The sequence below is a fragment of the Coprobacillus sp. genome, assembly GCF_984815275.1.
Genome location: NZ_CFJNYH010000045.1, coordinates 1 through 23,785, shown reverse-complemented (window position 1 = coordinate 23,785; position 23,785 = coordinate 1). Strand labels below are relative to the sequence as shown.

The window sequence follows — 23,785 nt, the reverse complement described above, 5'->3', positions numbered from 1 at the left end:
AGAAATACAAGGAGGAAATATTATGGCTAAATGTAAATTATTAATGCAAACAGCTCAAACTCAAAAATTAATCGACTTTTTCGATGGATATGAAGATGAGAAAGTAAAATGTAGATTTGTAAAGAAAACTGGAATTAAAGCTGAAATCGAATGTGAAACAGAATTATCACCTGATGAAGCTTCTGCTTATTGCAAAGGACTTTTCAAAAAGACTCCTGAGGGAGCTGTATTATATTTTTCAATTCAACCAGATGGTTTCTTTGGTTAAAAATAAGGACAATGTCCTTATTTTTTTCTTTTCTATTTTATAATATTTGATATAATAAGACAGAAAGTGGTGAAAAAATGAAAGACTATAGTGAATATTTTAAAGGGCCATCATTAAGAGATGCAAAGCATAGAGGAAAAGATGAGATTCATCATATTGATGATGCTTATGAAGTTCCAGCAGATATGATTGGGATAGGAAAAGGACAGAAGTATTTTATTCAAACTTATGGTTGTCAAGCGAATGAACGTGATGGAGAGACATTGGCAGGAATCTTAGAAAGCTTAGGCTATGAAGCAACTGATGAGATTAAGGATGCCCAGGTTGTTTTATTGAATACATGTGCAATTAGAGAAAATGCGGAAGAAAAAGTTTTTGGAAAAATTGGATATCTTAAGAAGGTGAAACGTACTAATCCAAATGTTATTTTTGGAATTTGTGGTTGCATGGCACAAGAGGAAGTTGTTATTCAAAAAATTCTTGAAAAGCATCAGCAGGTGGATATGATTTTTGGAACACATAACATTCATCGTTTACCAGTATTATTAAAACAGGCCATGTTAGATAAAGAGATGGTCTTAGAAGTTTGGTCAAAAGAAGGAGATGTTATTGAAAATCTTCCTAGTCATCGTGCTCATCCGTATAAAGCATGGGTTAATATTATGTATGGCTGCAATAAATTCTGTACATATTGTATTGTTCCTTATACTCGTGGAAAAGAAAGATCACGTTTAAAAAATGAGATTATTGAAGAAGTGAATGAATTAAAGGCACAAGGATATCAAGAAATCACTTTGTTGGGGCAAAATGTAAATTCTTATGGGAAGGATTTTGATGATGGTTATAATTTTGCATCATTATTAGCTGATGTTGCTCAAACGGGCATTCCGCGTATTCGATTTACAACGAGTCATCCATGGGATTTTACAGATGATATGATTGATACAATTGCTCAATATGATAATATTATGCCAGCAATTCATTTGCCTGTTCAATCAGGAAATAGCGAAGTTCTTAAACGTATGGGTAGACGTTATAGCCGTGAACAATATTTAGAATTATTTGATAAAATTAAAACCAAAATACCTGATTGTACAATTACAACAGATATTATTGTTGGTTTCCCTGGTGAAACAGATGAACAATTTGAAGATACAATAACATTGTATGAACATTGTGAATATGATTTAGCTTATACATTTATCTATTCGCCTCGTGCTGGTACGCCAGCCGCTAAAATGGAAGATGATATTGATATTCATACGAAAGAACAACGTCTTTATCGTTTGAATGATTTAGTGAATGAAAAGGCATTAAAACAAAATCAAAAATATCTAGATGAAGTAGTTGAGGTTTTGGTAGAAGGAACATCTAAAAAAGATGATAATATGTTGACCGGATATACGAGACATCAGAAACTTATTAATTTTAAAGGTAATCAAGATCATATTGGTCAGATTGTTCCTGTGAAAGTGACCGAAGTAAAGACATGGGCTTTAAAGGGTGAAGAAATTGAATAAGGAAATAGAAGAAAAAGCGAAAGCTCTTAATCAGTGGATATTGGATCAAGAAGTCGTTAAAGAGTTTCAAAAATATGAAACTCTTATTCATAACAACCCTGATTTATTAAACACTGAAGAAGAACTCAAAGATATACAAAAGCAAATTGTTAATGCTAAACATCAAGGAATTGATTGTCAAAAACTTATTGAAAGTTATGAAAACAAAAGAAAATTATTTGATGAAAATCCAATTGTTTATAATTATCTTTTATTGAAGCAAGAGGTCAATGACCTTGTTACTCAAATACAAGATGATATTAATGAACAATTACAGAAAAAGGTTGACTAAAGATACAAAAATCTATATAATCTTTCAATAAACTACAAAACAAAAGTCGGAAAAAGGAGAGAAAACATGGCATATTTTTTTGATGAACCATCGCACACATTTAATGAATATTTATTAGTTCCAGGATACTCAAGTGCAGAGTGTCAACCTAAAAATGTAAGCTTGAAAACACCTTTGGTAAAATTTAAAAAAGGTGAAGAACCTGCTATCTCATTAAACATACCTCTTGTATCTGCAATTATGCAATCTGTATCTAATGATACAATGGCAGTTGCACTTGCAAGAGAAGGTGGGGTTTCATTTATTTATGGCTCTCAATCTGTTGAGTCACAAGCAGAAATGGTTAGAAAGGTCAAAGCATATAAAGCAGGGTTTGTTCCTAGTGATTCAAATATTGCTCCAGATCAAACATTAAAGGATGTTATTGAATTAAAAGAGATGACTGGACATTCAACAATGGCTGTAACAATTGATGGAACAGCGAATGGAAAACTAGTTGGGATAGTAACAGGAAGAGATTATCGTGTATCTCGTATGGATATGGATACAAAAGTATCTGAATTCATGACACCATTTGATAAATTAGTGACTGCTCATAGTGGTGTATCTTTGAAAGAAGCAAATGATATTATTTGGGATAACAAATTAAATGCATTACCAATTATTGATGAAAATCAAAAATTAGAATATTTTGTTTTTAGAAAAGATTATGAATCAAGAAAATCAAATCCAAATGAATTGTTAGATCACTCTAAAAGATATGTTGTTGGTGCTGGTATTAATACAAGGGATTTTGCTGAACGTGTTCCTGCTTTGGTAGAAGCTGGAGCAGATGTACTATGCATTGATTCAAGTGAAGGTTTTAGTGAATGGCAAAAATTGACAATCGATTGGATTAGAAAAAATTATGGTGATACTGTAAAAGTTGGTGCTGGTAATGTAGTAGATGCTGAAGGTTTTAGATTCTTAGCAGATGCTGGTGCTGATTTTATAAAGATAGGAATCGGTGGAGGTTCTATTTGTATTACACGTGAACAAAAAGGAATTGGAAGAGGCCAAGCAACAGCAACTATTGAAGTCGCTAAAGCAAGAGATGAATACTTCCAAGAAACTGGTATTTATATCCCTATCTGTAGTGATGGTGGAATTGTTCATGATTATCATATGACTCTTGCTTTGGCAATGGGTTCAGACTTTATTATGTTAGGTAGATATTTCTCTCGTTTTGATGAATCACCAACAAATAAAGTGAATATCAATGGACAATACATGAAAGAGTATTGGGGTGAAGGAAGTGCCCGTGCAAGAAACTGGCAAAGATATGATTTAGGTGGAGATAAGAAACTTTCTTTCGAAGAAGGTGTTGATTCTTATGTTCCTTATGCTGGATCATTAAAAGATAATGTTGGTTTATCATTAGCAAAAATTAAGTCTACAATGTGTAACTGTGGGGCATTATCTATTCCTGAATTACAGGAAAAAGCTAAAATCACTCTTGTTTCTTCTACAAGCATTGTAGAAGGTGGAGCACATGATGTTGTTTTAAAAGATTCGACTCCGTCACATAATCAATAAAATATAGAAAGTGTCTGTTTGTTTTGAACAGATACTTTTTTCTTTAGAGAAAAGCATTTGTAGACAAGCAAAAATAATCTGTCAATGATATACTTGAACTAGAAAAGGAGGAGTGAATAATGGTTGCATGGGAACCGATTCAAGAAACAATTACATATATAGAAAACAATTTAGCTTGTGATTTAAATGTTGAAATACTCGCACATAGAGTATATTTATCACCATATTACTTTCAGCGTTTGTTTAATCGTTTGGTAAATAAAAATATTGCTGAATATATTAAGCTGAGGAGACTTGCCAAAGCTGCAAAACTATTAAAGGAGTCTGATTTAAGCATTTTAGCGATCGCAATCGAGTGTGGTTTTCAAAGTCATAGTCATTTTACAAAGGTGTTTAAAAATGTTTATACGATAACACCATCTGAATATCGAGATTCAAATATTCATCTGGACTTTTTTGTTCAGCCGGATTTATCTCTGAATTATTCTTTTATAGAGGAAGGGAAACCATATATTGTTGATGATATGGTTATCGAAATTAATGAATATGAATGTGAAGAAGATATTCAATTTATTGGCAAAAGTACGATTTCACTTGTGTCTCAAATCGGGGAAGCTAAAGTTAATCAGCTCACATCGCTATGGGATGATTTTGAAATCAATCAAAATCAAGCAGGTGTAGATATTTTAACTCCCTGTGAAGATGCAAATTATTTTGATTATTTCGTTGGAATAGAATCTAAAGATAATCCTTTTCATTTGGAAACAAGAGTAATGCCAAAAGGAAGGTATGTTGTATGTCGTTATGAAGCAGAGGATTTTGATACTTTAGTCAATGTTGCTTTATATAAGGCAAGCCAGTATTTGTATGAAAGGTGGTTACCCCAACATCATCTGATTCCTGAGCCATTGCTAGTCCAGAAGTATTTTCAACCGTTTTCAAAAAACTGTTATATAGAATTATGGGCAAAACTTCAGACACCAAAAATATAATGGATAGAGTATTTAAATAAGAGTTTCTAGACCAAATATCAATTGCCAGAATAAAAAATGAAATTTCATAAATAAGCATGATATCATACAATAATTATAAAAAATTGTGTTATATCATGTTTTTTGTCATATAGTATATGGAGGTGGATTTATGAGCAATAATATCAGAGAGATTTATACGAAGGCAATTGTGGCGAAGGGGAAAAAATTATCCAAATGTACCTATACTTTTACTTTGACAGATTGTCCAAATGACATACTTGGATGTTGGATTACAAATCATCATTATGAAGCAGCTATTAAAAATAGAGTTCCTAAGATTGTTGGGACTTATGATGTGCATGTTTGGTATAGCTGCCATGATGAAATGGATTCGGTTGTGGAGAGGCATCAAGTCACTTATATTGATGATATGCAAGTCACAAAGAAAGAATCACGAGATTTTGAGACAACTGATCAAGTCAAAGCAAGATGCCGTGAAAAGCCAAAATGTTTGTCTGCGTCACATAGTGATTACAATGTGACGATTGAAGTTGAGAAAGAAATGCAGATAGAAATCAGTGGTGAAACTTGTATCAAAGTAGAAGTCAAGAATGAGGATGAAGTTTGGGATGAATTTGAAGATATAGAAATCAATCCTGACTTCATTAAAAGTTGATTATTATATGTATTTATGAAAAGAATTCCTAGCTTTTGTAAGAGGAATTCTTTTCATTATTTGACAAATTATGCTATAATGTACTAGTTATATGAGGAGTGATAAAATGAAACAAAAATATTCACCAATGATGATGCAATATTTAAAAATAAAAGAAGACAATAAAGATGCTATAGTGATGTTTAGATTAGGTGATTTCTATGAAATGTTTTTTGATGATGCTGTCATTGCTTCAAAGGCTTTGGAACTTGCTTTAACGGGTAAAAATGCTGGGGTTAAAGAAAGAGTTCCTATGTGTGGAGTACCATTCCACTCAGTGAGTGGTTATATTCAAAAATTGATTGATTTAGGTCATAAGGTTGCTATTGTAGAACAATTAACAGATCCTGGGAAGAAAGGAATTGTTGAGCGTGGAGTTGTTCAAATTGTAACACCAGGAACGATTATGGATGGTTCTCTTAATGAGAAAAGAAATCATTATATTGGGGCTTTAGGTGTTTTTGATTTTAATTATACTTTGGCTTATTGTGATATTTCGACTGGAGAGTTCTATGTTGTGAATATTGATAAACAGGAGCATTTATTAAAGAATCAGATTGATTCTTTAGGTTTGAGAGAATTGGTTGTTGATGAAGATATTCATTTTGATCAGGTATTTATTTCACAATATCATAATGATAAATTTAATGATTCTTATAAGAAAGTCTTTGAAAATATAAAAGATTTAAAAGAAATTAAAGTTTGTTCAATCTTACTTAATTATATGCTTGAGACTCAAAAAAGAGAATTAGGTCATATTCAAGTTATTCAGGAAGTGAAAACAGAAGATTTTATTTATATGGATTCTTATACAAAGAAATCTTTAGAACTTGTAAAGAATGCTGATAATGAGAGTTATGGGACTTTGCAATGGTTATTAGATGATACAAAGTCAGCAATGGGTGGAAGACTTTTACGTCAATGGATTGAAAGACCATTAATTAATCAGGAAAAGATTGAAAGAAGAATGGATATCATTGAAATCTTAATTGATAATTTTATTGAAAGAGAAACGATTAAGGATATTATTAATGATATTTATGATATTGAAAAATTAGCAGGAAGAATTGCTTTTGGAAATGTTAATGCGAGAGATTTAAAATGGATTGCTGCTTCATTGAAGGTGATTCCTGAATTAAAGCATCAATTGTTGTCACTTGATAATCAATATACTCATAGTCTTGCAGAACAATTATTAGATTTAACGCATATTACTGATTTAATTGATCAGGCTATTGTTGATAATCCACCATTGACAATTAAAGAAGGTGGATTGATTAAAGATGGTTATAATGAAGAGTTAGATGAGTTGCGTTATATTCGTGAGAATGGAAAACAGTGGTTAAGTGAATTTGAACAAAAGGAAAGAGAAAGAACAGGAATTAAAGGGTTAAAGATTGGGTATAACAGAGTATTTGGTTATTATATTGAAGTTACAAAGAGTTATTTGCCTATGATTAAAGATGAATTTGAATATACGAGAAAACAAAGTATCTCTAATGCTGAGAGATTTGTTACACCTGAATTAAAAGAGATGGAAGCAAAAATTTTGAGTGCTCATGATAAAATGGTGGCACTTGAATATGAAATCTTTGTTCAAATGAGAGAGTATATAAAAAAGGATGTTCATTCTATTCAAGATGTAGCTAGCGTTGTAGCTCAAGTTGATGTCTATCAGTCATTAGCATCCAAGGCAAGTCATAATGGTTATGTTCGTCCAACATTTAATGATCAACATATTGTGGATATCACAAATGGACGTCATGGTGTGATTGAACAGGTCATTTCCAGACAAAACTACGTCCCAAATGATTTACATATCGAAAATGATGCACCTATTCTTTTGATTACTGGTCCAAATATGGGTGGGAAATCTACATATATGCGTCAAATTGCATTATGTGTTATTATGGCACAGATTGGCTCATTTGTGCCTTGTGAACATGCTAATTTGCCTGTATTTGATCAAATCTTTACACGCATTGGTGCAAGTGATGATTTGATTTCAGGACAGTCAACATTTATGGTTGAAATGTTAGAAGCTAACAATGCTTTGCGCTATGCTTCACAAAATTCACTTATTATCTTTGATGAAATAGGGCGTGGAACTGCAACGTTTGATGGGATGGCTATTGCGCAAGCAATGATTGAGTATATAGCAACATCTATTCGCTGTGTAACATTATTTTCTACACATTATCATGAATTAACAATGATGGATGAAAAGTTTAAGATTCAAAATGTGCATGCAAGTGCCTCAGTTGAAGGTGATCATATTGTTTTCTTGTATAAGATTAAACCTGGTAGAAGTCATCGTTCTTATGGTATCAATGTTGCTCAATTAGCAAAATTGCCTGATGAAGTGATTGCTCGAGCGAAAATTATTTTGAAGTCTTTAGAAGATAATAATATTGAAACGGTTATTAGTGAAACAGTTGAGCAACCAGTCATTGTTCAAAAAGAAAGTGAAGTTGAAAAGACGTTATCAAGAATAGATCCTATGGCATTATCACCAATAGATGCCTTAAGTACATTAATTGAACTCAAGAAATTATTATAAGTGAGGTGAATTTATGGCAAAAATAAGACAATTAGATGATGTTCTATCAAATAAAATTGCAGCTGGTGAGGTTGTTGAAAGACCTTCTAGTGTTGTTAAGGAATTGGTTGAAAATAGTGTTGATGCTGGCGCAACACGTATAGAGGTATTTATTGAAGATGGTGGACTTCAGAAAATTAAGGTTGTAGATAATGGGGAAGGAATGGCTAAAGAAGATGCGAAGCTCTGTTTTTCTCGTCATGCCACAAGTAAAATTAAAGATGACCATGATTTATTTAATATTATGACTCTTGGTTTTCGTGGGGAAGCCATCCCCTCAATTGCCTCGGTCAGTCATTTTGATTTAAGAACTTCAACAGGTGAAGAAGGAACTTATGTCCAATATGAATTTGGTAAATATAAAGATGAAGGTATTTGTGATTTGCCTAGAGGGACTCAAATGACAGTTACAAAACTTTTTCAAAATGTTCCAGCCCGTTTGAAATACCTTAAATCTGTAAATAGTGAATTTGCATCTATACATCAGTATGTAGAACGTATAGCTCTAGCATATCCTACAATCGCAATCACCTTATATCATAATGATAAAATGATTTTTCAGACAAATGGAAAAGGAAATTTATTAGAAGTCATTGCAAGTATGTTTGGTGTATCGACAGCTAAAAATATGCTTCCTATTTCATTAGAGAATGATGAATTTGAAATGAGTGGCTATATAAGTAAAATTGATACATCGCGAGCATCAAAGACAAACATTATTACATTAGTCAATCATCGTTATGTAAAAAATGCAATGAGTATTGATGCTATTAATAGTGCATATCGTGCTTATCTTGCTGATAACCGTTATCCAATTGCTGTTATCAATATTGAAGTTGATCCTTATTTAGTTGATGTCAATGTTCATCCATCTAAATTAGAAGTTCGTTTTTCTAAAGAATATGAATTAAGAGATTTGATTTATAATGGTGTTTTGGATGCACTGCAACAAGTTGACTTAACTTATCAAGTAAAGAATAAACAAACTGAAAGAGAAACATTTAAGCCTCAGCTTGATCAAGTCACTTTTGATTTACCTGAAGAAAAGCCAATTGTTTATATACAACCAGCAGTGCAGTCTGTATCGCACGATTCGCAAACAGCTGATTTGCTAGATGAACAATACGCTAATATGGTGCAAGAAGAAAAGGTTATTTATCAAAACGATGAAATGTCTCATAAAAGTCTGGAGAAAACAACTTCTCATGAGACTTTCCAGCAAAAGCCAATTAAAGAGAAAATATATGCTAAAACACAAATTCATGGGACTTATTTAATTGGTGAAAATGAAAAAGGGATGTATATGGTCGATCAGCATGCAGCACAAGAGCGTATAAACTATGAGTACTATAAAGAACAATTTTCGCATCTTGATTTAACTATGCAGCCATTATTGGTTCCATTACAATTTGAGTATCCCATGAGTGAGTTTTTAATTTTAGAGGAACGTAAGGGAATATTAGAAAAAGTTGGAATTTATTTAGAAGTGTTTGGAGAACATGGTTATATTTTAAGAAATCTGCCACTTTGGATGAAAAAAATAGATGAAAATATATTTGTTGATGAGATGGTTCAAGAAATATTAAAGAAAAATCATTTAGATGTTGTTGCTTTACAAGAGCATGCAATTGCAACATTGAGTTGTAAAGCGTCATTAAAGGCAAATACTTATTTATCACCAAGTGATATGCAAACAATCTTTGATAATCTTATGCGATGTGAAAATCCGTATGTTTGTCCACATGGAAGACCGACAATATTATTTTATAGTGATTATGAATTAGAAAAATTATTTAAGAGGGTGGTATAAATGAAAAAAGGAATTATGAGTTTGATTCTAGAGCTTGCTCTAGGGGCATGCGTTATTATGTTAATGGGATATTGGTTTGACGGTGTCTATGTCAAAGACTTTGGAGTGGCCTTTTTAGTGGCTCTTGTTTTGGCTTTATTGAATACATTTATTAAGCCTATTTTAACAATTATAGCTCTGCCAATTACCATTTTATCTTTAGGGATTTTTCAATTGATTATTAATGGATTTATATTAACATTAGCAACTGATATATTGGCTCCTGATTTTCAAATTACTTCATTTGGATTAACAATCATTGCATCGATTTGTATTTCTATTATATATAGTTTATTAGGAATAGGAAAAATCAATGACTAGAGTCATAGTTGTGATTGGGCCTACAAGTGTTGGTAAAACCAAAATGGGTGTAGAGCTTGCAAAAGCCATGAATGGTGAAGTCATTAGTGGCGATTCTATGCAAATTTATAAGGGCATGGATATTGGAACTGCCAAAGTCACAGAACAGGAAATGTCAGGTATTGTTCATCACTGTATTAATATTTTAGAACCAACTGATGAATATAGTGTTAAAGATTTTCAAGATGCTGTCCGCTTTCAAATTGATGATATAACAAGAAGAGGGAAACTGCCAATTATTGTTGGAGGGACTGGCTTATATATTAAAGCTGCTCTTTATGATTATGAATTCAGTGAAACAAAAGACAATCACGAAATCTTTAGGGATAAGTATAAAGATTATGATAATGAACAACTCTACCAGCATCTCATAAATATTGATGAAAAAAGTGCTTTAGAACTCCATCCACATAATCGCCAACGCGTTTTAAGAGCTATTGAAATTTATGAAGAGACTGGGCAAAAGAAAAGTGATATCGAAGCTTTACAACAGCATGTTTGTTTGTATGATGCTTATTTTGTGGGGTTGACAATTGAAAGAGAACTTCTCTATAGCAGAATTAATCAGCGTGTTGATGCTATGAAGGAGCAGGGATTGGAAAAAGAAGTGACAGATCTTTATCATCGAGGATTAGAAAGAAGTTATCAAAGCATGAAAGCTATTGGTTACAAAGAATGGTTTGATTATTTTGAAGGAATTATTGATAAAGAGACTGTTTATGAAAATATTAAGAAACATTCACGTCAATATGCGAAAAGGCAATATACTTGGTTTAAGAATCAGTTTGATGTTCATTGGTATAATGTTCAAATAGATGATTTTGAGAAGACTGTTCAGAATGTTCTTAGGGATATTTGTGTTTAAATATCTTTTTCTTTTGCTTTGCAACTGTTGGTTGACATATTTCTAAGTGCTAGTTGATTGTGTTTGGGGAGAATTATTATATAATGGGTTTGTCGGAGGAAATTATATGAAACTATATGAAAATTTATCAAGTCTACGAAAACAGAAAGGATATTCACAAGAAGAATTTGCATATTTATTGGGTGTTTCAAGACAATCAGTAAGCAAATGGGAGTCTGGCGCTTCTATTCCTGAATTAGAGGGATTGGTTGAAATAGCAAATATTTTTGAAATCTCATTAGATGAACTTGTTAAAGGTGAAAAAGCAGTTATTCAAGGAGCAGTTATTTCGGATGAACAGTTACATCGTGTTCTTAGAAAATCAATGTCATACGAGTATAAAAGCCGTATAAATATTTGTGGTATACCACTCGTGCATATTCATTTTGGTCGTGGAAGAAAAGTGGCCAAAGGGATTATTGCTTTAGGAAATATAGCTATTGGTGTTATAAGTGTTGGGGGTCTTGCGGTTGGGATCATTAGCCTTGGTGGTTTAGCACTGGGCTTATTAACATTTGCAGGATTGGCTGTAGGAATTTTAGCATTGGGTGGTGTGGGTGTTGGTTACATTGCCCTTGGTGGATTGGCAATAGGTATTTATGCGTGTGGAGGATTTGCTATTGCTTCTCACATAGCGATTGGAGGAGGAGCTATTGGGCATATTGCAATAGGTGCAAGTGCATCTGGTGATTATTGTTTACAGGGTTCAAATTTCACTAACGCTGAGATTTTTAGATTTTTAAAATCTATTCCTGAATCTATTCCTCATTGGATCCTACAACTGTTTGCATAAATAAAAAAATAGTCTTTAAGGTGAAGTTCACTTTGGGACTATTTTTTCTTATTATTGAGTTCTTTTAGATGACTCGTTCTGCCATGTTTTAAAATACGACGATAATTTTCAGCTAAGGCTTTTTCATAATTGCTTGTCATCCATGGAATATAGAATTGTTCTCCTTTAAGTGGTTCAGGAAGATATTGAATATATTCCCAAAGTTCAGGGCGATTATAATCATACTTTTCATCATCTTCAAGACCTACAGGTGATAAACGTAAATATTTTGGGGCTTTGTATGGATGAGTTGCAAGTGATGAAAGTGCTGCATCTATAGCGAGTTCTGATGACTTTGATTTAGGTGATAAGCATAAATCTAAGATAGCACTTGCTATTGGAATACGTGCTTCTGGGAAGCCAATGACTTTTGCGGCTTGAAAGGCTATGACAGTTCGCATACAAGCGTTAGGATTAGCCAGTCCTATATCTTCATAAGCAGTTGTTATCACACGTCGTTCTAATGATTCTATATCGTTTGCCTCAATTAATTTTCCTAAATAATACATAGCTCCATTTGGATCACTTCCACGAATAGACTTTTGTAAACCACTTAGTGTATCATAATATTGGTCTTCATCTTTATCAAATTGAGCATTTGCTTTTGTTAAAGATTGCTTGACCATTTGTAATGTAATCGTATCTGCATCGCAAAGGATACTTGCGACTTCTAAACAATTATATGCATAACGAATATCTCCACTACTCAGTTTTGCAATATATTCTAAGACACCATTTTCTACTTTAAATTGATAATTAAGTCCGTTTTCACAATTCAGAGCATGATGAAGACCGATTATAATGTCTTCTTCATCTAAAGGCTTTACTTCAACAATCTGACAACGAGAACGAATCGCAGGATTAATAGAATGATATGGATTAGCTGTTGTACAGCCAGCAATCACCAGCAATCCGTTTTCAATATGTGGTAATAAATGATCTTGCTTATCTTTATTCAAACGATGAACTTCATCAATAATAACAAATAATTCACCACTCATTTTGGCTTCTTCAATAATGATATCCATTTCTTTTTTGTTTCCTGTTGAAGCATTGAAGATACGATAAGGTATATTTAAATCATTGGCAAGTGCACTTGCCAATGTTGTTTTTCCACATCCTGGAGGACCATATAGAATTGTTGACATAGGATGATGTTTTTTAACGAACTGGGTAAACAATGCGTTTTCTCCTATAATGTGTTTTTGCCCAAGAACATCTTTTAAAGATGTAGGTCGCATGCGATGTGCTAAAGTCGTTGCCATAAAATCTTTCCTTTTCCTTGTTTTTTGATATAATAAGTATAACATTTTTAAGTAATGAATGATAGGAGAGACTTATGAAAATTGTTATACAAAGAGTAAAAGAGAGTTCTGTAAGTATTGATGGACAAATAAAAGGAAGTATTCAAAAAGGGTATATGACTCTGGTAGGCTTCTGTGAAAGTGATACAAAAGCTATTGTAGATAAAATGATAGATAAAATGATAGGATTACGTATTTTTGAAGATGATCAGGGAAAGATGAATTTGTCTTTAACGGATGTCCAGGGAGCAATTTTATCTATTTCGCAATTTACTTTATATGCAGATTGCCGTAAGGGAAGACGTCCTGGATTCACTGATGCTGCTAAACCTGATACAGCAATCCCACTTTATGACTATTATAATCAAAAAATACAAGATTCAGGTATACACGTAGAAACAGGTGTATTTGGTGCTGATATGAAGGTTTCGCTTATTAATGACGGTCCTGTGACAATCCTTCTTGATAGCAAAGATATTTGTAAAGGTTAAAAAAGTATATTCTCATTTTAAATGAAGAATATACTTTTTTTGTACAAGAGGAGTATTATTTATTGTATTTAGATACAATTTCATTCATTGTATCCCATTTCTTTTCCATATCAGCAACTAATTTTAATTGTGTTCTGCAACGATCTAAATTATGCTCAGGGTATTTTATTTTAAAATATGTGTCACCTTGTAAGTAGTCAGTTAAAAAACGCATCCCACATTCAAAGGTCATGACTTTGGCACCTAGAGGTAATGCTTTGATTTCTTCATCAGTCAGTTTGCCATCACACCCTTCAATGAAACCTTTTGTATAGACTTCAAAGAGATGCATATCACACTGAATAAGAGATAAATCTTTTTCATCTTCAGCACCAGTACTTGCACCAAAACGAATCGAATCACCAAAATCATTAATAGCCAAACCAGGCATAACTGTATCTAAGTCAATAACGCATATACCCTGATGTGTTTTATCATCAATTAATACATTATTTAATTTTGTATCATTATGGGTTACACGAAGTGGAAGTTTACCAGCATTTTGCATATCAGTTAGAACATTAGCAACATCTTCACGCTCTAAAATGAATTGAATTTCTGTTAAGACATCTTTTGCACGTCCACAGATATCCTTTTCAACTGCTGCTTTAAAGACTTCAAATCTGACTTTCGTATTATGAAAATCAGGAATTGTTTCATGGAGTGTTTGTGCTGGATAGTCAGCAAGCAGACTTTGGAATTTACCAAAAGCTAACGCACTTTGATAAAAATCCTCATCACATTTGACTTCATCATAACCAGTGGCACATGTAATAAAATGATATGCACGCCAGTATTGATTGTGACTATCTTTATAAAAGGGAAGCCCCTGTTTATTAAGGATAACAGTCAGTGTTTCCCTTTCTGGATCACCATTATTTTCGATAATCTTTTCTCTTAAAAAGGCTGTCACATTAAGGATATTTTCCATGAGCTCTATTGGCTGTTTGAAAATATTTGTATTCATTCTCTGTAAGATAATAGGCACAACTCCCATATGTCTTATTTTGTATTCAAGAAGAAAAGTATCATTTATATGACCGCTTCCATAAGGTTCACAAGATATTAAAGTGCCAACGAAATCAAAATGAGAAATGACTTCCTTTAATAAATAATTTTCTTTTGTCATTTTATTCACCCCATAACTTTTGTGGATAAATACCACTTGTCTTCATGTCTTTAATAGCTTTCATTATTACTGGTTTATCTTCTTTATAAGTGACTCCGTACCATTGATCTTTTGTTGTTAAGACTTCTACTGTTGCCTTTTTTTGATCAAGCAAATGACTCACAACACTTGGAATGAAATACTCACATTTTAGTGGATTGGAAATTAAACCATCATCTAAAAAAGATTGTAATCCATTATTGATTTCTTTAATAATACTCTTTGTAAAGCCCCAAAGATTCATAGAGACAGTTGTTTGACTTGGTAAATCATACCATATATAATCGTCTTCACTATAAGCAGCACCATGAACTGTTTTTTTGATTTTAGTACGTTCAACAATATTGATTAATTTGTGTTGCTCATTAACTTCACAGACACCTCTGGCAACTGTTCCATGTTCTGTCAGTGTTTTTTCGATTTGGTATCCTACCATGGCATAACGATACTGCGTATCATCATCATGCTGCAATAAATAATCATAAATTAATTGAAAAGCTTCAACACCATAATAATCATCAGCATTAATGACTGCAAAAGGACCTTCAATAATATCACGACAGCAATATATTGCATGAGCTGTTCCCCAAGGTTTTTGGCGTCCTTGTGGAATGATGTTTCCCAATGGAATATCATTGATTTCTTGATATGCATAATGAACTTTCATTATTTTTGACATACGATTTCCGATGGCATCTTTAAAATCTTTTTCAGTTTCTCTTTTTATGATAAAAATCACTTCTTCAAAACCAGCACGTTTGGCATCAAAAATAGAAAAGTCAATAATAATGTGACCATCACTATCAATGGGATCTATTTGTTTTAAACCACCATAACGACTCCCCATTCCAGCCGCCATAATAACAAGTACAGGTTTTTTCATAATCATCGCTCCTTTCTTTATATAGTTATCCAACGAAGTTCCATTGGCAATAAGTTGAGAGTTTCAACTTTGTTTCCAGAAACATAAAGATCGGTGAATAATGCTTCTGTTGTGTTGTTAATGACAGCAATCTTACCCACACTTTCAAATGAAGCAACTTCTGTATTGACATTGCTGACATAATATTTTTTCATTTCATCTTCTTTACCTGCTGCCCAATAGATTGCTCGTAAAAGTAAGCGACAGTTTTGTGGTGAGTATGGTAATCCAGCAAAATAGATGCTGCGGCCTTTTCCATAAGTATTTGTTACCAATTGTGCATATCCATGGTGCTGATTTAATATTTGATAATTCTCACCATGAGCATAGATGCCATTCATTCCCTCGCCAAAATCAATATGACCATCAATGTCTTCTAATAAGAAGTGATGCGAATTCACTTCATTGTATTTATCATGACTTAATGTAAAGCCAATTTCTTTATCAACACCTAAGACATCACTCAGTTGAAAGAATTGTCCTTGGTACTGATATGCTGTTGGTTCACCAACACCAATAAATCCACCACCTTGATCAACCCATTGTCTTACCTTTGTAACAACGACTTCATCAATCCAATTTTTGGCACCTGACCATGATGTATAAGCGCTCCCAGCATTGATGACGACTTTATATTGGTCTAAGACGCCATCTTTAATATCATCAAAATTAATAAAGTCAATATCAATTGGCATCCCACTTAAACATTCAATAATACCAACATATGAATAAATTTCACGATACCAAATAGCATGATGAACTTGATTATTCATCCAACGGCGAGATGATCCCCAGCAATTTAAAATCGCTACTTTAAATGGAGAAACATATGCACTTGTTCCTTGGATTGTATCATGAATATCCCTAAATTCATTAACAACATGAGTAATTGTATCAATAAATCCAGGCCATTCCAAGGCCAATTTTAAATACCCACCATATCCAATACGATCTAAAGGACTTCTTAATATTGCACGTCTTGCTTTTAACCAATTGGTATGTGCTTCGCCAATTGGGTCGCCACCTTCACAGAAAACATCTGGGAAGAAGTAGGGAAGGAGTCGACCCTCAGTATATTTAACGCCTTTAATATCAGATATCATACGCATTGTTACACCATCTCCAACTGAACCAACAACTGCATCTAGTCCAATTGTTTCAAAATATGGTCCATAAGGTTCTGTTCCAATCCAATGATCGCCTAAAAACATCATTGCTTCTTTGCCATAACTATGCACAATGTCAACTAACTCTTTCGCAAGTTTGCAAACCTCCTGTTGTTGGAAATTGATAAAATCCTTAAACTCTCGTGAAGGCACTCTAAAAAGCGAATTATGATAACCCTGATCTACTATGAATTCTGGTCTAAATTTATAACCTGCCCATTCTTCAAATTGTTTGAGAATATATGGGGAAACACTAGCGCTATATCCAAACCATTCCACAAATTTCTCTCGTTTTTGATCATCGAAGGTTAAAGTGAATTGATGAAAGAATGTTGTGAAACGAATTACATCTACATGAGGATTATCTTCACAGAATTTCTTCAACTTTTCTTTGACAAAAACTTGTGTTTTAGGTTGACGAACATCAAATGTTAATTGATGAGGAGCATCCTTCCAGTCATTGGTAATAAAGTTATACATATGAACAGGATCCCAAATCAAAAAAGCTAAGAAACTGACGGTGTATATATGATAAGGTATTGCCTGGATTGTGACACTTCCATTATCTTCACTATATGTCCAGCATGTTGTTGGGACGATTTCACCAGTGGTGCGGTCAATAACTTCCCACCAAATATGAGGGTCGTCAATAAAGTTTGGTTTTAATTGCTCTGTATGGAAACCTTTCATTAAGGTGATTGTTAGTGAAGATTCTTTAGCAGTATAGCGATCAGTTATTAAATATTCTTGTTGAATCTCTTCAGGATTTGCTAAAGCCCAATCATTATCTTTTCTTGTTGTATAATATGTTGCATAAACTTTTGCATCTAAATCTAAAAGTTCTTTTGGCATTTCTGTGCCATCGCAATCTCTAATTGCATCTGCTCCTAGTTTTTCCTTTAATGCAATTGTCTGATCAATCACATCTAAGTCAGTAGGGAGTGTGAGTCTTCCATAATTTTTCATGTTTTATCCCTCGTGATTTTCTAATATATTTAATTCTGTTTCTTTATCAAAAAAATGAACTTTATTCATAAGATAAGTAAATGAACCTTCATCATTAGCTCTAAGTGGTGTACTTCCTGGGACTTTTACTACAAAAGGAGCATTATCTTTTGTCATATGAATAAAACTTTCTGAGCCCATGAGTTCAACAACATCGACTTGATTTTGGAATGAAGCCTCAGGATGATGCATGATATATTGTGGATGAGTTGAAATATCCTCTGGACGAATACCCATTGTCACAGTTTTGCCAACATAACCACATGCTTTAAGAATTTTTGCCTTGTCTTCAGGAATGGTAAGTGTTATATCTGAGAGAACAATTGATAATTGATTGTCTTTTTCTTCAATCAATCCATCTCTAAAGTTCATTTGTGGACTGCCGATAAAACCAGCAACGAATTTATTAATAGGATGTTCATAAAGATAGGTAGGGGCAGCAACTTGTTGAACGCGACCATCCTTCATAACAACAATTCTCGTTCCCATTGTCATTGCTTCAGTCTGGTCATGAGTAACATAAATAAATGTTGTTCCAAGCTGTTGATATATTTTTAGGATTTCGACACGCATTTGAACTCTTAGTTTTGCATCTAAGTTGCTTAATGGTTCATCCATCAAGAAGACTTTAGGTTCACGAACGATTGCTCTTCCTAAAGCAACACGTTGTCTTTGTCCACCTGAAAGAGCTTTTGGTTTACGATCTAAGTATTGTTCTATATCTAAAGCTTTTGCAGCAGCACGAACTTTTTGATCAATAACATCTTTTGAAACTTTGGCAATCTTTAAACCGAAAGCCATGTTATCATAAACAGTCATATGAGGATAAAGCGCATATGATTGAAATACCATTGCAATATCTCGATCTTTTGGAGCAACATCGTTCATTAAAGTATCATCAATGTAAAGTTCTCCTGCTGAAATATCTTCTAATCCAGCAATCATTCTAAGTGTTGTAGATTTTCCGCATCCGGAAGGACCTACAAAAACAATAAATTCTTTATCAGCAATATCTAAGTTGAAATCAAAGACAGCTTGAACATTATTGTCATATATTTTATCTATATTTTTAAGTGATAATGTAGCCATTATATTTCCTCCTATTTATATTTCTTGTTGTATAAATATAGTAAGACCAATAAACCAGTCAAACCAATAAGTTCCATCCCTAGTCCAGCATAGCCAACATTTTGCTGTCCAATGCAAACCAGTCCAAATGAAATGACAAAGCAAATAGCAGCGATTATGTTTTTTGTTGTATTACTCATATCAGTTCACCTCTAATCTTTTAATCCACCAAGAGTCATCCCTTGGGTAAGTTTCTTTTGGACCATGATATACAAAATCAATGTTGGAAGCATAACAATAACCAATCCAGCATATAGCTGACCATAGTTTGCAGCAGCCATTTGTCCTTTAGATAAAGTGACCAATCCGACTGGTAATGTCTTAGAAGCCCCTGGCATCAATGTCAATGCAATAATGTATTCGTTCCAGAAAGCTAAGAAGTTAAATAAGATAACTGTAATAATACTTGGCTTTGCCATGGGAGCCATAACTTTAATCATTGTTTTAAAATATCCGCAGCCATCAATAAATGCTGCTTCTTCATAAGCTTTAGGAAGAGTTCTAAAATAACTGCTTAAAAGATAAACTGTAAAAGGGATAGCAGTTGCTGCATAAACAACGGCTAAAACAACAATATTATCTAAAAAGAAGAAATCACCAATCATGTCATAAACAACATCATCCCAAGATGTTAACATTAAGAAAATTGGTACAACAATATAATTAACATTGATAAATAAACCTCCCATAAAGGCTGTATTAATGAATTTTTTACCTTTAAAATCAAATCTTGCCAAAACATAAGATGCAGGTAATGCAATAACAACAAGTAACAATAGACCTAATGCTGTAACAATAACTGAATTCAAGAAATATTCAGCCATATTGGCCTTTTCAAAGGCATCTAAGAAGTTTTGAATATAAAAACTAGCAGGTAATGACCATGGACTTCCTTGGAATTCCGCATTTGTTTTTAATGATGACATAAATACCCATACAACAGGGACTATTATCGATATAGCAAGTGTAATTAAGGCAACATACACAAATATTTTATACAGTTTTCCACTACTTATTTTTTCTTTTTTCATGTGTGTCCCTCCTTAGAATTCATATTCTTCACGTTCTGTCACTTTATTAATAACAGCGCTTAATAAGAATGAGAAGATAAATGTAATAGCACCAATAGCCATACCATAACCATAACTTGCATTGTTATAAGCTTGATCATAGAGATAGAAGAGAAGTACACGACTGGCTCCATCTGGTCCACCTGTAGTCATAACTTGAACCAATAAGAAACTTAAGTTAATTGTACTGATAACAAAGAAAGTTAAAGTTGTACGAATGTTGCTCCAAACAAGCGGGAGAGTAATGGTAAAGAATTGTTTAATTTTTCCACAGCCATCAAGTTCAGCTGCTTCATAATAATGAGCAGGGATAGATGACATACTTGCCATATACATAACCATATAATATCCAATGGCTTGCCAAATTAATGCAAAAGCAATTGAATACATGACAATAGATTGATTTCCTAAATAAGGAATACCCTGCCAATCTTTACCCATAAATAACCCTAAAAAACTATTCAGTAATCCATTTGCTGAGGGGTCATAAATAGCTGAGAAAATAGCCCCGATAACAACAATTGATAATATATTAGGAATGTAAAAGATAACTCTAAAAAAATTTTGTCCTTTTAACTTCTCCCTAACTAATATGGATGCAAAGATAATTGCTAAAGCAAGTGTAAATATTGTGACAATAACGATAACAAATATAGTATTTTGGAAAGCTCTAATAAAATTCATATCTTTAAATAGAATTAAAAAGTTATTCAGCCCAACAAATGTTTTTTCATCAGAAAATCCTCCCCATTTTAATGTCGACATTAAGAAGACATTAATGGTTGGATAAACCATAAAAACTGTGAATAAAATAACTGCAGGAGCAAGACATAAAATGATAAAACGTCTTTTTTCTTTTTTCTTATTCATAGTAATCCTCCTTCTTACTTATAAGAATAGGCGGTGTTCCCACCGCCTACCTCGTGTTTTTTATGAAACTATTTATTAGCATCTGCAATTTTTTGAACTGCATCTACTGAAGCATTATACCATTCATCAACTGTTTTATCACCTGAGACAACTGAGTTAATAGAACCAAATAAGATTCCAGTTTCACCAGTTAAAGTCACACCTTCAACAGCATTTGCTGCCATAAATGTTGAACTGTTAGTTTTGACACCTTTATCAGCCATTGTAAACATGAAACTATCAGATTCAGCAACTCTCTTTTCAGAACCTTTGATTGGAATTAAGAAACCAGCTTTGTAAATTTCTTTTTTAGGATCTTCACTCTTTTTCATTGCTTCTTCATCTAAAGCACCATATTTGTAGAATAAGTCAGCAGCTTCATCGCTATAACAATAAGCCATGAATTTCATTGCTAATTCTTTATTTGCAGCTTTTTCAGGTACATACATTTGTTCTACAAAGTTAGTTGAATATGAATCTCCACCAGCTTTAGCAGCAGGAATACCAGTAATTCCCCATTCAAATCCATCAGGAGTTGTTGCAGCCATTTCACCTGGTAACCAAGTTCCATTAGGGCAGAATAATGCTTTACCATCAATGATTAATTGTTGATTTTTTGTGAAGTTATCACCATTAGCATTTGCGACTGTAGTAGGAGCAGTATATTTTGCTAATTTACCAACGATTTCAAATGCTTCTTTAACTTCAGGAAGTTTCCAAGCATCTACATCATAACTAATTAATTTGGCATAAGTTTCTGGACCAGCAGTAGCGTTTAATAAAGAAGTGAAGAACGCATCAAAGTAACCAGCAGTAGGATAAGTGAATAATGAAATTCCTTCTTTTTTAGCTTCTTCAGCTAATTTCCACATTCCATCCCAATCTTTTGGAACTTCCCAATTTTTTTCTTTGAATAAACCAGCGTTATAGAATAATCCACAAGGGGCATTGTTTAATGGTGCTAAATATAATTTTCCATCACCATAAGGGTCAGCAGTTGCTCCTTGAACAAATGAAGATAGAATTTTGTCTTTGACTTTTGTGCTCTCACCAGGAATTTCAGTGTCTAATAATGCAGAAATGTCAGCAATTTGTTTTTCTTTGATAAGTGTATCAGTTAAACCGCCAACACCTCCTACAGTTAAATAAATGATGTCAGGAACATCTTTCCCAGCAGTGATTTTTGGTCTGACAACATCACTGATTTTTTTATCAAATGTTGCATTAACCTTTACACCATTATCCTGTTCAAATTTTTCAATGACTTTTTTCCAGCCTTCAGTACCATAACCACCATCAAGACCGGCAATTGTTAATGTTTTCCCTTCAGCAGTGCTGGTATCTTTATCTTTGTTTCCACATCCAACAAGTAAAGAACCTAACATCAAAACAGAAAGTCCTAAAGATAACACTTTTTTTGTTTTCATTTTCTTGTTTTCCTCCTTCATGATATCTTCTAATACCAATATATCTAAATGTAACCGCTTTATCTACTCGAAAATTGTTAATTGTTTTATATATATTGCTTTTTGTACAAAAAAATAATAAAATATAAATGGAAAAATATGGAAGGAGATTTTTATGAGCAACAATAGAATAGACATTTCTAAAAATGATGTTTTTGATTATGAGGCTAAACTCATCTATATTACGTATTCTAAATTTGAAAATGATTGGACATCATTAATGCATTTTCATCCTTTTTCAGAGATATTTTATGTTGTTGGAGGAAAGGGGAAATTTACTGTTGAAAATGATACATTTGATGTCAAACAAGATGATATGATTATTGTAAATCCAAATGTTTATCATCATGAAGATAGTGATGGAGATCATCCATTAGAGTATGTTGTTCTTGGTGTGGAGAATCTATCCTTTGGTCTAAATGGTGAAGATAATGAGTTTTTATATCAAAGTTTTGAAAAAAACAATGATGATATCCAATACTATATTACTCATCTTTTAACTGAGAGCGAAGAAAAATTGACTGGATATGAGACAGTATGTCAGAAATTGTTTGATTTATTTTTATTAAAAGTTGTGAGATATATGAAATTAAATTTAAGTGATAATCCCATTCAAAAACCTATGAAAAGAGAAATCAGAATGATTTGTCAATATATTGATCAAAACTACGCTGAAGATATGTCATTAGAATCATTAGCAGAATTTATGAAGATGAATAAATATTATATGGCACATGAATTTAAAAATAATATTGGTATATCTCCTATTAATTATCTCATTGAAAGAAGAATTAAAGAATGCAAATCACTTTTGACGACAACCAGTTTATCAATTGCTGAAATATCTGAGACTGTTGGTTTTTCATCACAATCCTATTTTTCGCAAATATTTAAGAAGAATACAAATATGACTCCTAAACAATATCGTGATGAGAGTATATATAATAACAAAGAAAAGAAAAAAGATGATAGCGCAATGTATCAAAAGCAATATATATTTAAATCAATAAGTAGTGAATAAAATATATTATATAATATAGAAAGGAACTGATTGGTTAAAACTGCTTTTTTCTTGTTATATTTTCAATTATTTTATAGATAGAAAACGAGAATTGAAAAAAAATATCATTTTTTTAAAAAAAGACTTTACAAGGGAGAGGAGAAATGATATTATAAGTGAGCACTCGACG

22 protein-coding genes are annotated in these 23,785 nt (G+C 32.8%); 13 read left to right on the top strand and 9 right to left on the bottom strand.

Going from position 1 to position 23,785, the window contains the following annotated elements:
- Positions 1-22: 22 nt before the first annotated feature.
- From AC5M21_RS13625 to AC5M21_RS13575, 11 genes are all read left to right on the top strand, one after another.
- Positions 23-268, top strand: a complete 246-nt coding sequence (locus AC5M21_RS13625; RefSeq protein ID WP_008788844.1) for a hypothetical protein — start codon at positions 23-25, stop codon at positions 266-268.
- A 77-nt stretch (positions 269-345) separates the two neighbouring features.
- Positions 346-1,788, top strand: a complete 1,443-nt coding sequence (gene miaB, locus AC5M21_RS13620; RefSeq protein ID WP_008788845.1) for a tRNA (N6-isopentenyl adenosine(37)-C2)-methylthiotransferase MiaB — start codon at positions 346-348, stop codon at positions 1,786-1,788.
- The gene (locus tag AC5M21_RS13615; RefSeq protein WP_008788846.1) at positions 1,772-2,119 is read left to right on the top strand and encodes a YlbF/YmcA family competence regulator; all 348 of its coding nucleotides are present in this window, start codon (positions 1,772-1,774) and stop codon (positions 2,117-2,119) included. The genes miaB and AC5M21_RS13615 overlap by 17 nt, the downstream gene beginning before the upstream one ends.
- A gap of 66 nt (positions 2,120-2,185) precedes the next feature.
- Positions 2,186-3,694: an IMP dehydrogenase gene (locus tag AC5M21_RS13610; RefSeq protein ID WP_117599078.1), complete on the top strand. Its 1,509-nt coding sequence runs from the start codon at positions 2,186-2,188 to the stop codon at positions 3,692-3,694.
- 119 nt (positions 3,695-3,813) lie between these two features.
- Positions 3,814-4,686 (top strand): AraC family transcriptional regulator, encoded by an 873-nt coding sequence (locus AC5M21_RS13605; RefSeq protein ID WP_117599079.1) that lies wholly within the window; start codon positions 3,814-3,816, stop codon positions 4,684-4,686.
- A 151-nt stretch (positions 4,687-4,837) separates the two neighbouring features.
- Positions 4,838-5,344, top strand: coding sequence for an outer spore coat protein CotE (cotE, locus tag AC5M21_RS13600; protein ID WP_008788849.1), 507 nt, complete (start codon positions 4,838-4,840; stop codon positions 5,342-5,344).
- 106 nt (positions 5,345-5,450) lie between these two features.
- Entirely contained in the window at positions 5,451-7,943 is a 2,493-nt protein-coding gene (gene mutS / locus AC5M21_RS13595; protein WP_117599080.1) for a DNA mismatch repair protein MutS, read from the top strand.
- A 13-nt stretch (positions 7,944-7,956) separates the two neighbouring features.
- The gene (gene mutL / locus AC5M21_RS13590) at positions 7,957-9,792 is read left to right on the top strand and encodes a DNA mismatch repair endonuclease MutL (protein WP_117599081.1); all 1,836 of its coding nucleotides are present in this window, start codon (positions 7,957-7,959) and stop codon (positions 9,790-9,792) included.
- Positions 9,793-10,152, top strand: coding sequence for a phage holin family protein (locus tag AC5M21_RS13585; protein ID WP_008788852.1), 360 nt, complete (start codon positions 9,793-9,795; stop codon positions 10,150-10,152).
- Positions 10,145-11,056, top strand: a complete 912-nt coding sequence (gene miaA / locus AC5M21_RS13580) for a tRNA (adenosine(37)-N6)-dimethylallyltransferase MiaA (RefSeq protein WP_117599082.1) — start codon at positions 10,145-10,147, stop codon at positions 11,054-11,056. The genes AC5M21_RS13585 and miaA overlap by 8 nt, the downstream gene beginning before the upstream one ends.
- Before the next feature lie 106 nt (positions 11,057-11,162).
- Positions 11,163-11,888 carry a helix-turn-helix domain-containing protein gene (locus AC5M21_RS13575; protein WP_054325357.1) on the top strand — a complete coding sequence of 242 codons (726 nt, stop codon included), beginning with the start codon at positions 11,163-11,165 and terminating at the stop codon, positions 11,886-11,888.
- 38 nt (positions 11,889-11,926) lie between these two features.
- On the opposite strand, the gene AC5M21_RS13570 is transcribed toward AC5M21_RS13575, so the two are convergent.
- Positions 11,927-13,192 carry a replication-associated recombination protein A gene (locus AC5M21_RS13570; RefSeq protein WP_117599084.1) on the bottom strand — a complete coding sequence of 422 codons (1,266 nt, stop codon included), beginning with the start codon at positions 13,190-13,192 and terminating at the stop codon, positions 11,927-11,929.
- A gap of 74 nt (positions 13,193-13,266) precedes the next feature.
- Between AC5M21_RS13570 and dtd the strand changes: the two genes are divergently transcribed.
- Positions 13,267-13,722, top strand: coding sequence for a D-aminoacyl-tRNA deacylase (dtd, locus tag AC5M21_RS13565; RefSeq protein ID WP_054688954.1), 456 nt, complete (start codon positions 13,267-13,269; stop codon positions 13,720-13,722).
- 55 nt (positions 13,723-13,777) lie between these two features.
- Here the strand turns inward: dtd and AC5M21_RS13560 are convergent, their stop codons facing one another.
- From AC5M21_RS13560 to AC5M21_RS13525, 8 genes are all read right to left on the bottom strand, one after another.
- Positions 13,778-14,890, bottom strand: a complete 1,113-nt coding sequence (locus AC5M21_RS13560) for a phosphotransferase enzyme family protein (RefSeq protein WP_117599085.1) — start codon at positions 14,888-14,890, stop codon at positions 13,778-13,780.
- A 1-nt stretch (position 14,891) separates the two neighbouring features.
- On the bottom strand, positions 14,892-15,812 hold the full coding sequence (locus AC5M21_RS13555; RefSeq protein WP_117599086.1) for a sugar phosphate nucleotidyltransferase: 921 nt from the start codon (positions 15,810-15,812) through the stop codon (positions 14,892-14,894).
- Positions 15,813-15,829: 17 nt separating this feature from the next.
- Positions 15,830-17,983 carry a 1,3-beta-galactosyl-N-acetylhexosamine phosphorylase gene (gnpA, locus tag AC5M21_RS13550; RefSeq protein WP_117599087.1) on the bottom strand — a complete coding sequence of 718 codons (2,154 nt, stop codon included), beginning with the start codon at positions 17,981-17,983 and terminating at the stop codon, positions 15,830-15,832.
- A 3-nt stretch (positions 17,984-17,986) separates the two neighbouring features.
- On the bottom strand, positions 17,987-19,111 hold the full coding sequence (locus AC5M21_RS13545; protein ID WP_117599088.1) for an ABC transporter ATP-binding protein: 1,125 nt from the start codon (positions 19,109-19,111) through the stop codon (positions 17,987-17,989).
- An 11-nt stretch (positions 19,112-19,122) separates the two neighbouring features.
- Positions 19,123-19,290, bottom strand: coding sequence for a DUF6903 family protein (locus AC5M21_RS13540; protein ID WP_008788861.1), 168 nt, complete (start codon positions 19,288-19,290; stop codon positions 19,123-19,125).
- Positions 19,291-19,302: 12 nt separating this feature from the next.
- A complete protein-coding gene (locus tag AC5M21_RS13535; protein WP_008788862.1) occupies positions 19,303-20,181 on the bottom strand; it encodes a carbohydrate ABC transporter permease in 879 nt (292 codons plus the stop codon).
- A 12-nt stretch (positions 20,182-20,193) separates the two neighbouring features.
- Positions 20,194-21,090 carry a carbohydrate ABC transporter permease gene (locus AC5M21_RS13530; RefSeq protein WP_117599089.1) on the bottom strand — a complete coding sequence of 299 codons (897 nt, stop codon included), beginning with the start codon at positions 21,088-21,090 and terminating at the stop codon, positions 20,194-20,196.
- A 68-nt stretch (positions 21,091-21,158) separates the two neighbouring features.
- Complete coding sequence (locus tag AC5M21_RS13525; RefSeq protein WP_008788864.1) at positions 21,159-22,556, bottom strand: carbohydrate ABC transporter substrate-binding protein; 1,398 nt, start codon at positions 22,554-22,556, stop codon at positions 21,159-21,161.
- A gap of 154 nt (positions 22,557-22,710) precedes the next feature.
- On the opposite strand from AC5M21_RS13525, the gene AC5M21_RS13520 reads away from it, so the two are divergent.
- A complete protein-coding gene (locus AC5M21_RS13520) occupies positions 22,711-23,616 on the top strand; it encodes an AraC family transcriptional regulator (protein ID WP_008788865.1) in 906 nt (301 codons plus the stop codon).
- The last annotated feature ends 169 nt before the right edge of the window (positions 23,617-23,785 follow it).

Coding starts and splice junctions, on each gene's coding strand:
- gnpA (WP_117599087.1), bottom strand. CDS start 17,983: ATGAAAAATTATGGAAGACTCACACTCCCTACTGACTTAGATGTGATT.
- AC5M21_RS13555 (WP_117599086.1), bottom strand. CDS start 15,812: ATGAAAAAACCTGTACTTGTTATTATGGCGGCTGGAATGGGGAGTCGT.
- AC5M21_RS13560 (WP_117599085.1), bottom strand. CDS start 14,890: ATGACAAAAGAAAATTATTTATTAAAGGAAGTCATTTCTCATTTTGAT.
- AC5M21_RS13570 (WP_117599084.1), bottom strand. CDS start 13,192: ATGGCAACGACTTTAGCACATCGCATGCGACCTACATCTTTAAAAGAT.
- AC5M21_RS13530 (WP_117599089.1), bottom strand. CDS start 21,090: ATGAATAAGAAAAAAGAAAAAAGACGTTTTATCATTTTATGTCTTGCT.
- AC5M21_RS13525 (WP_008788864.1), bottom strand. CDS start 22,556: ATGAAAACAAAAAAAGTGTTATCTTTAGGACTTTCTGTTTTGATGTTA.
- dtd (WP_054688954.1), top strand. CDS start 13,267: ATGAAAATTGTTATACAAAGAGTAAAAGAGAGTTCTGTAAGTATTGAT.
- mutS (WP_117599080.1), top strand. CDS start 5,451: ATGAAACAAAAATATTCACCAATGATGATGCAATATTTAAAAATAAAA.
- miaB (WP_008788845.1), top strand. CDS start 346: ATGAAAGACTATAGTGAATATTTTAAAGGGCCATCATTAAGAGATGCA.
- AC5M21_RS13520 (WP_008788865.1), top strand. CDS start 22,711: ATGAGCAACAATAGAATAGACATTTCTAAAAATGATGTTTTTGATTAT.
- AC5M21_RS13535 (WP_008788862.1), bottom strand. CDS start 20,181: ATGAAAAAAGAAAAAATAAGTAGTGGAAAACTGTATAAAATATTTGTG.
- AC5M21_RS13575 (WP_054325357.1), top strand. CDS start 11,163: ATGAAACTATATGAAAATTTATCAAGTCTACGAAAACAGAAAGGATAT.
- AC5M21_RS13610 (WP_117599078.1), top strand. CDS start 2,186: ATGGCATATTTTTTTGATGAACCATCGCACACATTTAATGAATATTTA.
- miaA (WP_117599082.1), top strand. CDS start 10,145: ATGACTAGAGTCATAGTTGTGATTGGGCCTACAAGTGTTGGTAAAACC.
- AC5M21_RS13625 (WP_008788844.1), top strand. CDS start 23: ATGGCTAAATGTAAATTATTAATGCAAACAGCTCAAACTCAAAAATTA.
- AC5M21_RS13545 (WP_117599088.1), bottom strand. CDS start 19,111: ATGGCTACATTATCACTTAAAAATATAGATAAAATATATGACAATAAT.
- mutL (WP_117599081.1), top strand. CDS start 7,957: ATGGCAAAAATAAGACAATTAGATGATGTTCTATCAAATAAAATTGCA.
- cotE (WP_008788849.1), top strand. CDS start 4,838: ATGAGCAATAATATCAGAGAGATTTATACGAAGGCAATTGTGGCGAAG.
- AC5M21_RS13540 (WP_008788861.1), bottom strand. CDS start 19,290: ATGAGTAATACAACAAAAAACATAATCGCTGCTATTTGCTTTGTCATT.
- AC5M21_RS13605 (WP_117599079.1), top strand. CDS start 3,814: ATGGTTGCATGGGAACCGATTCAAGAAACAATTACATATATAGAAAAC.
- AC5M21_RS13585 (WP_008788852.1), top strand. CDS start 9,793: ATGAAAAAAGGAATTATGAGTTTGATTCTAGAGCTTGCTCTAGGGGCA.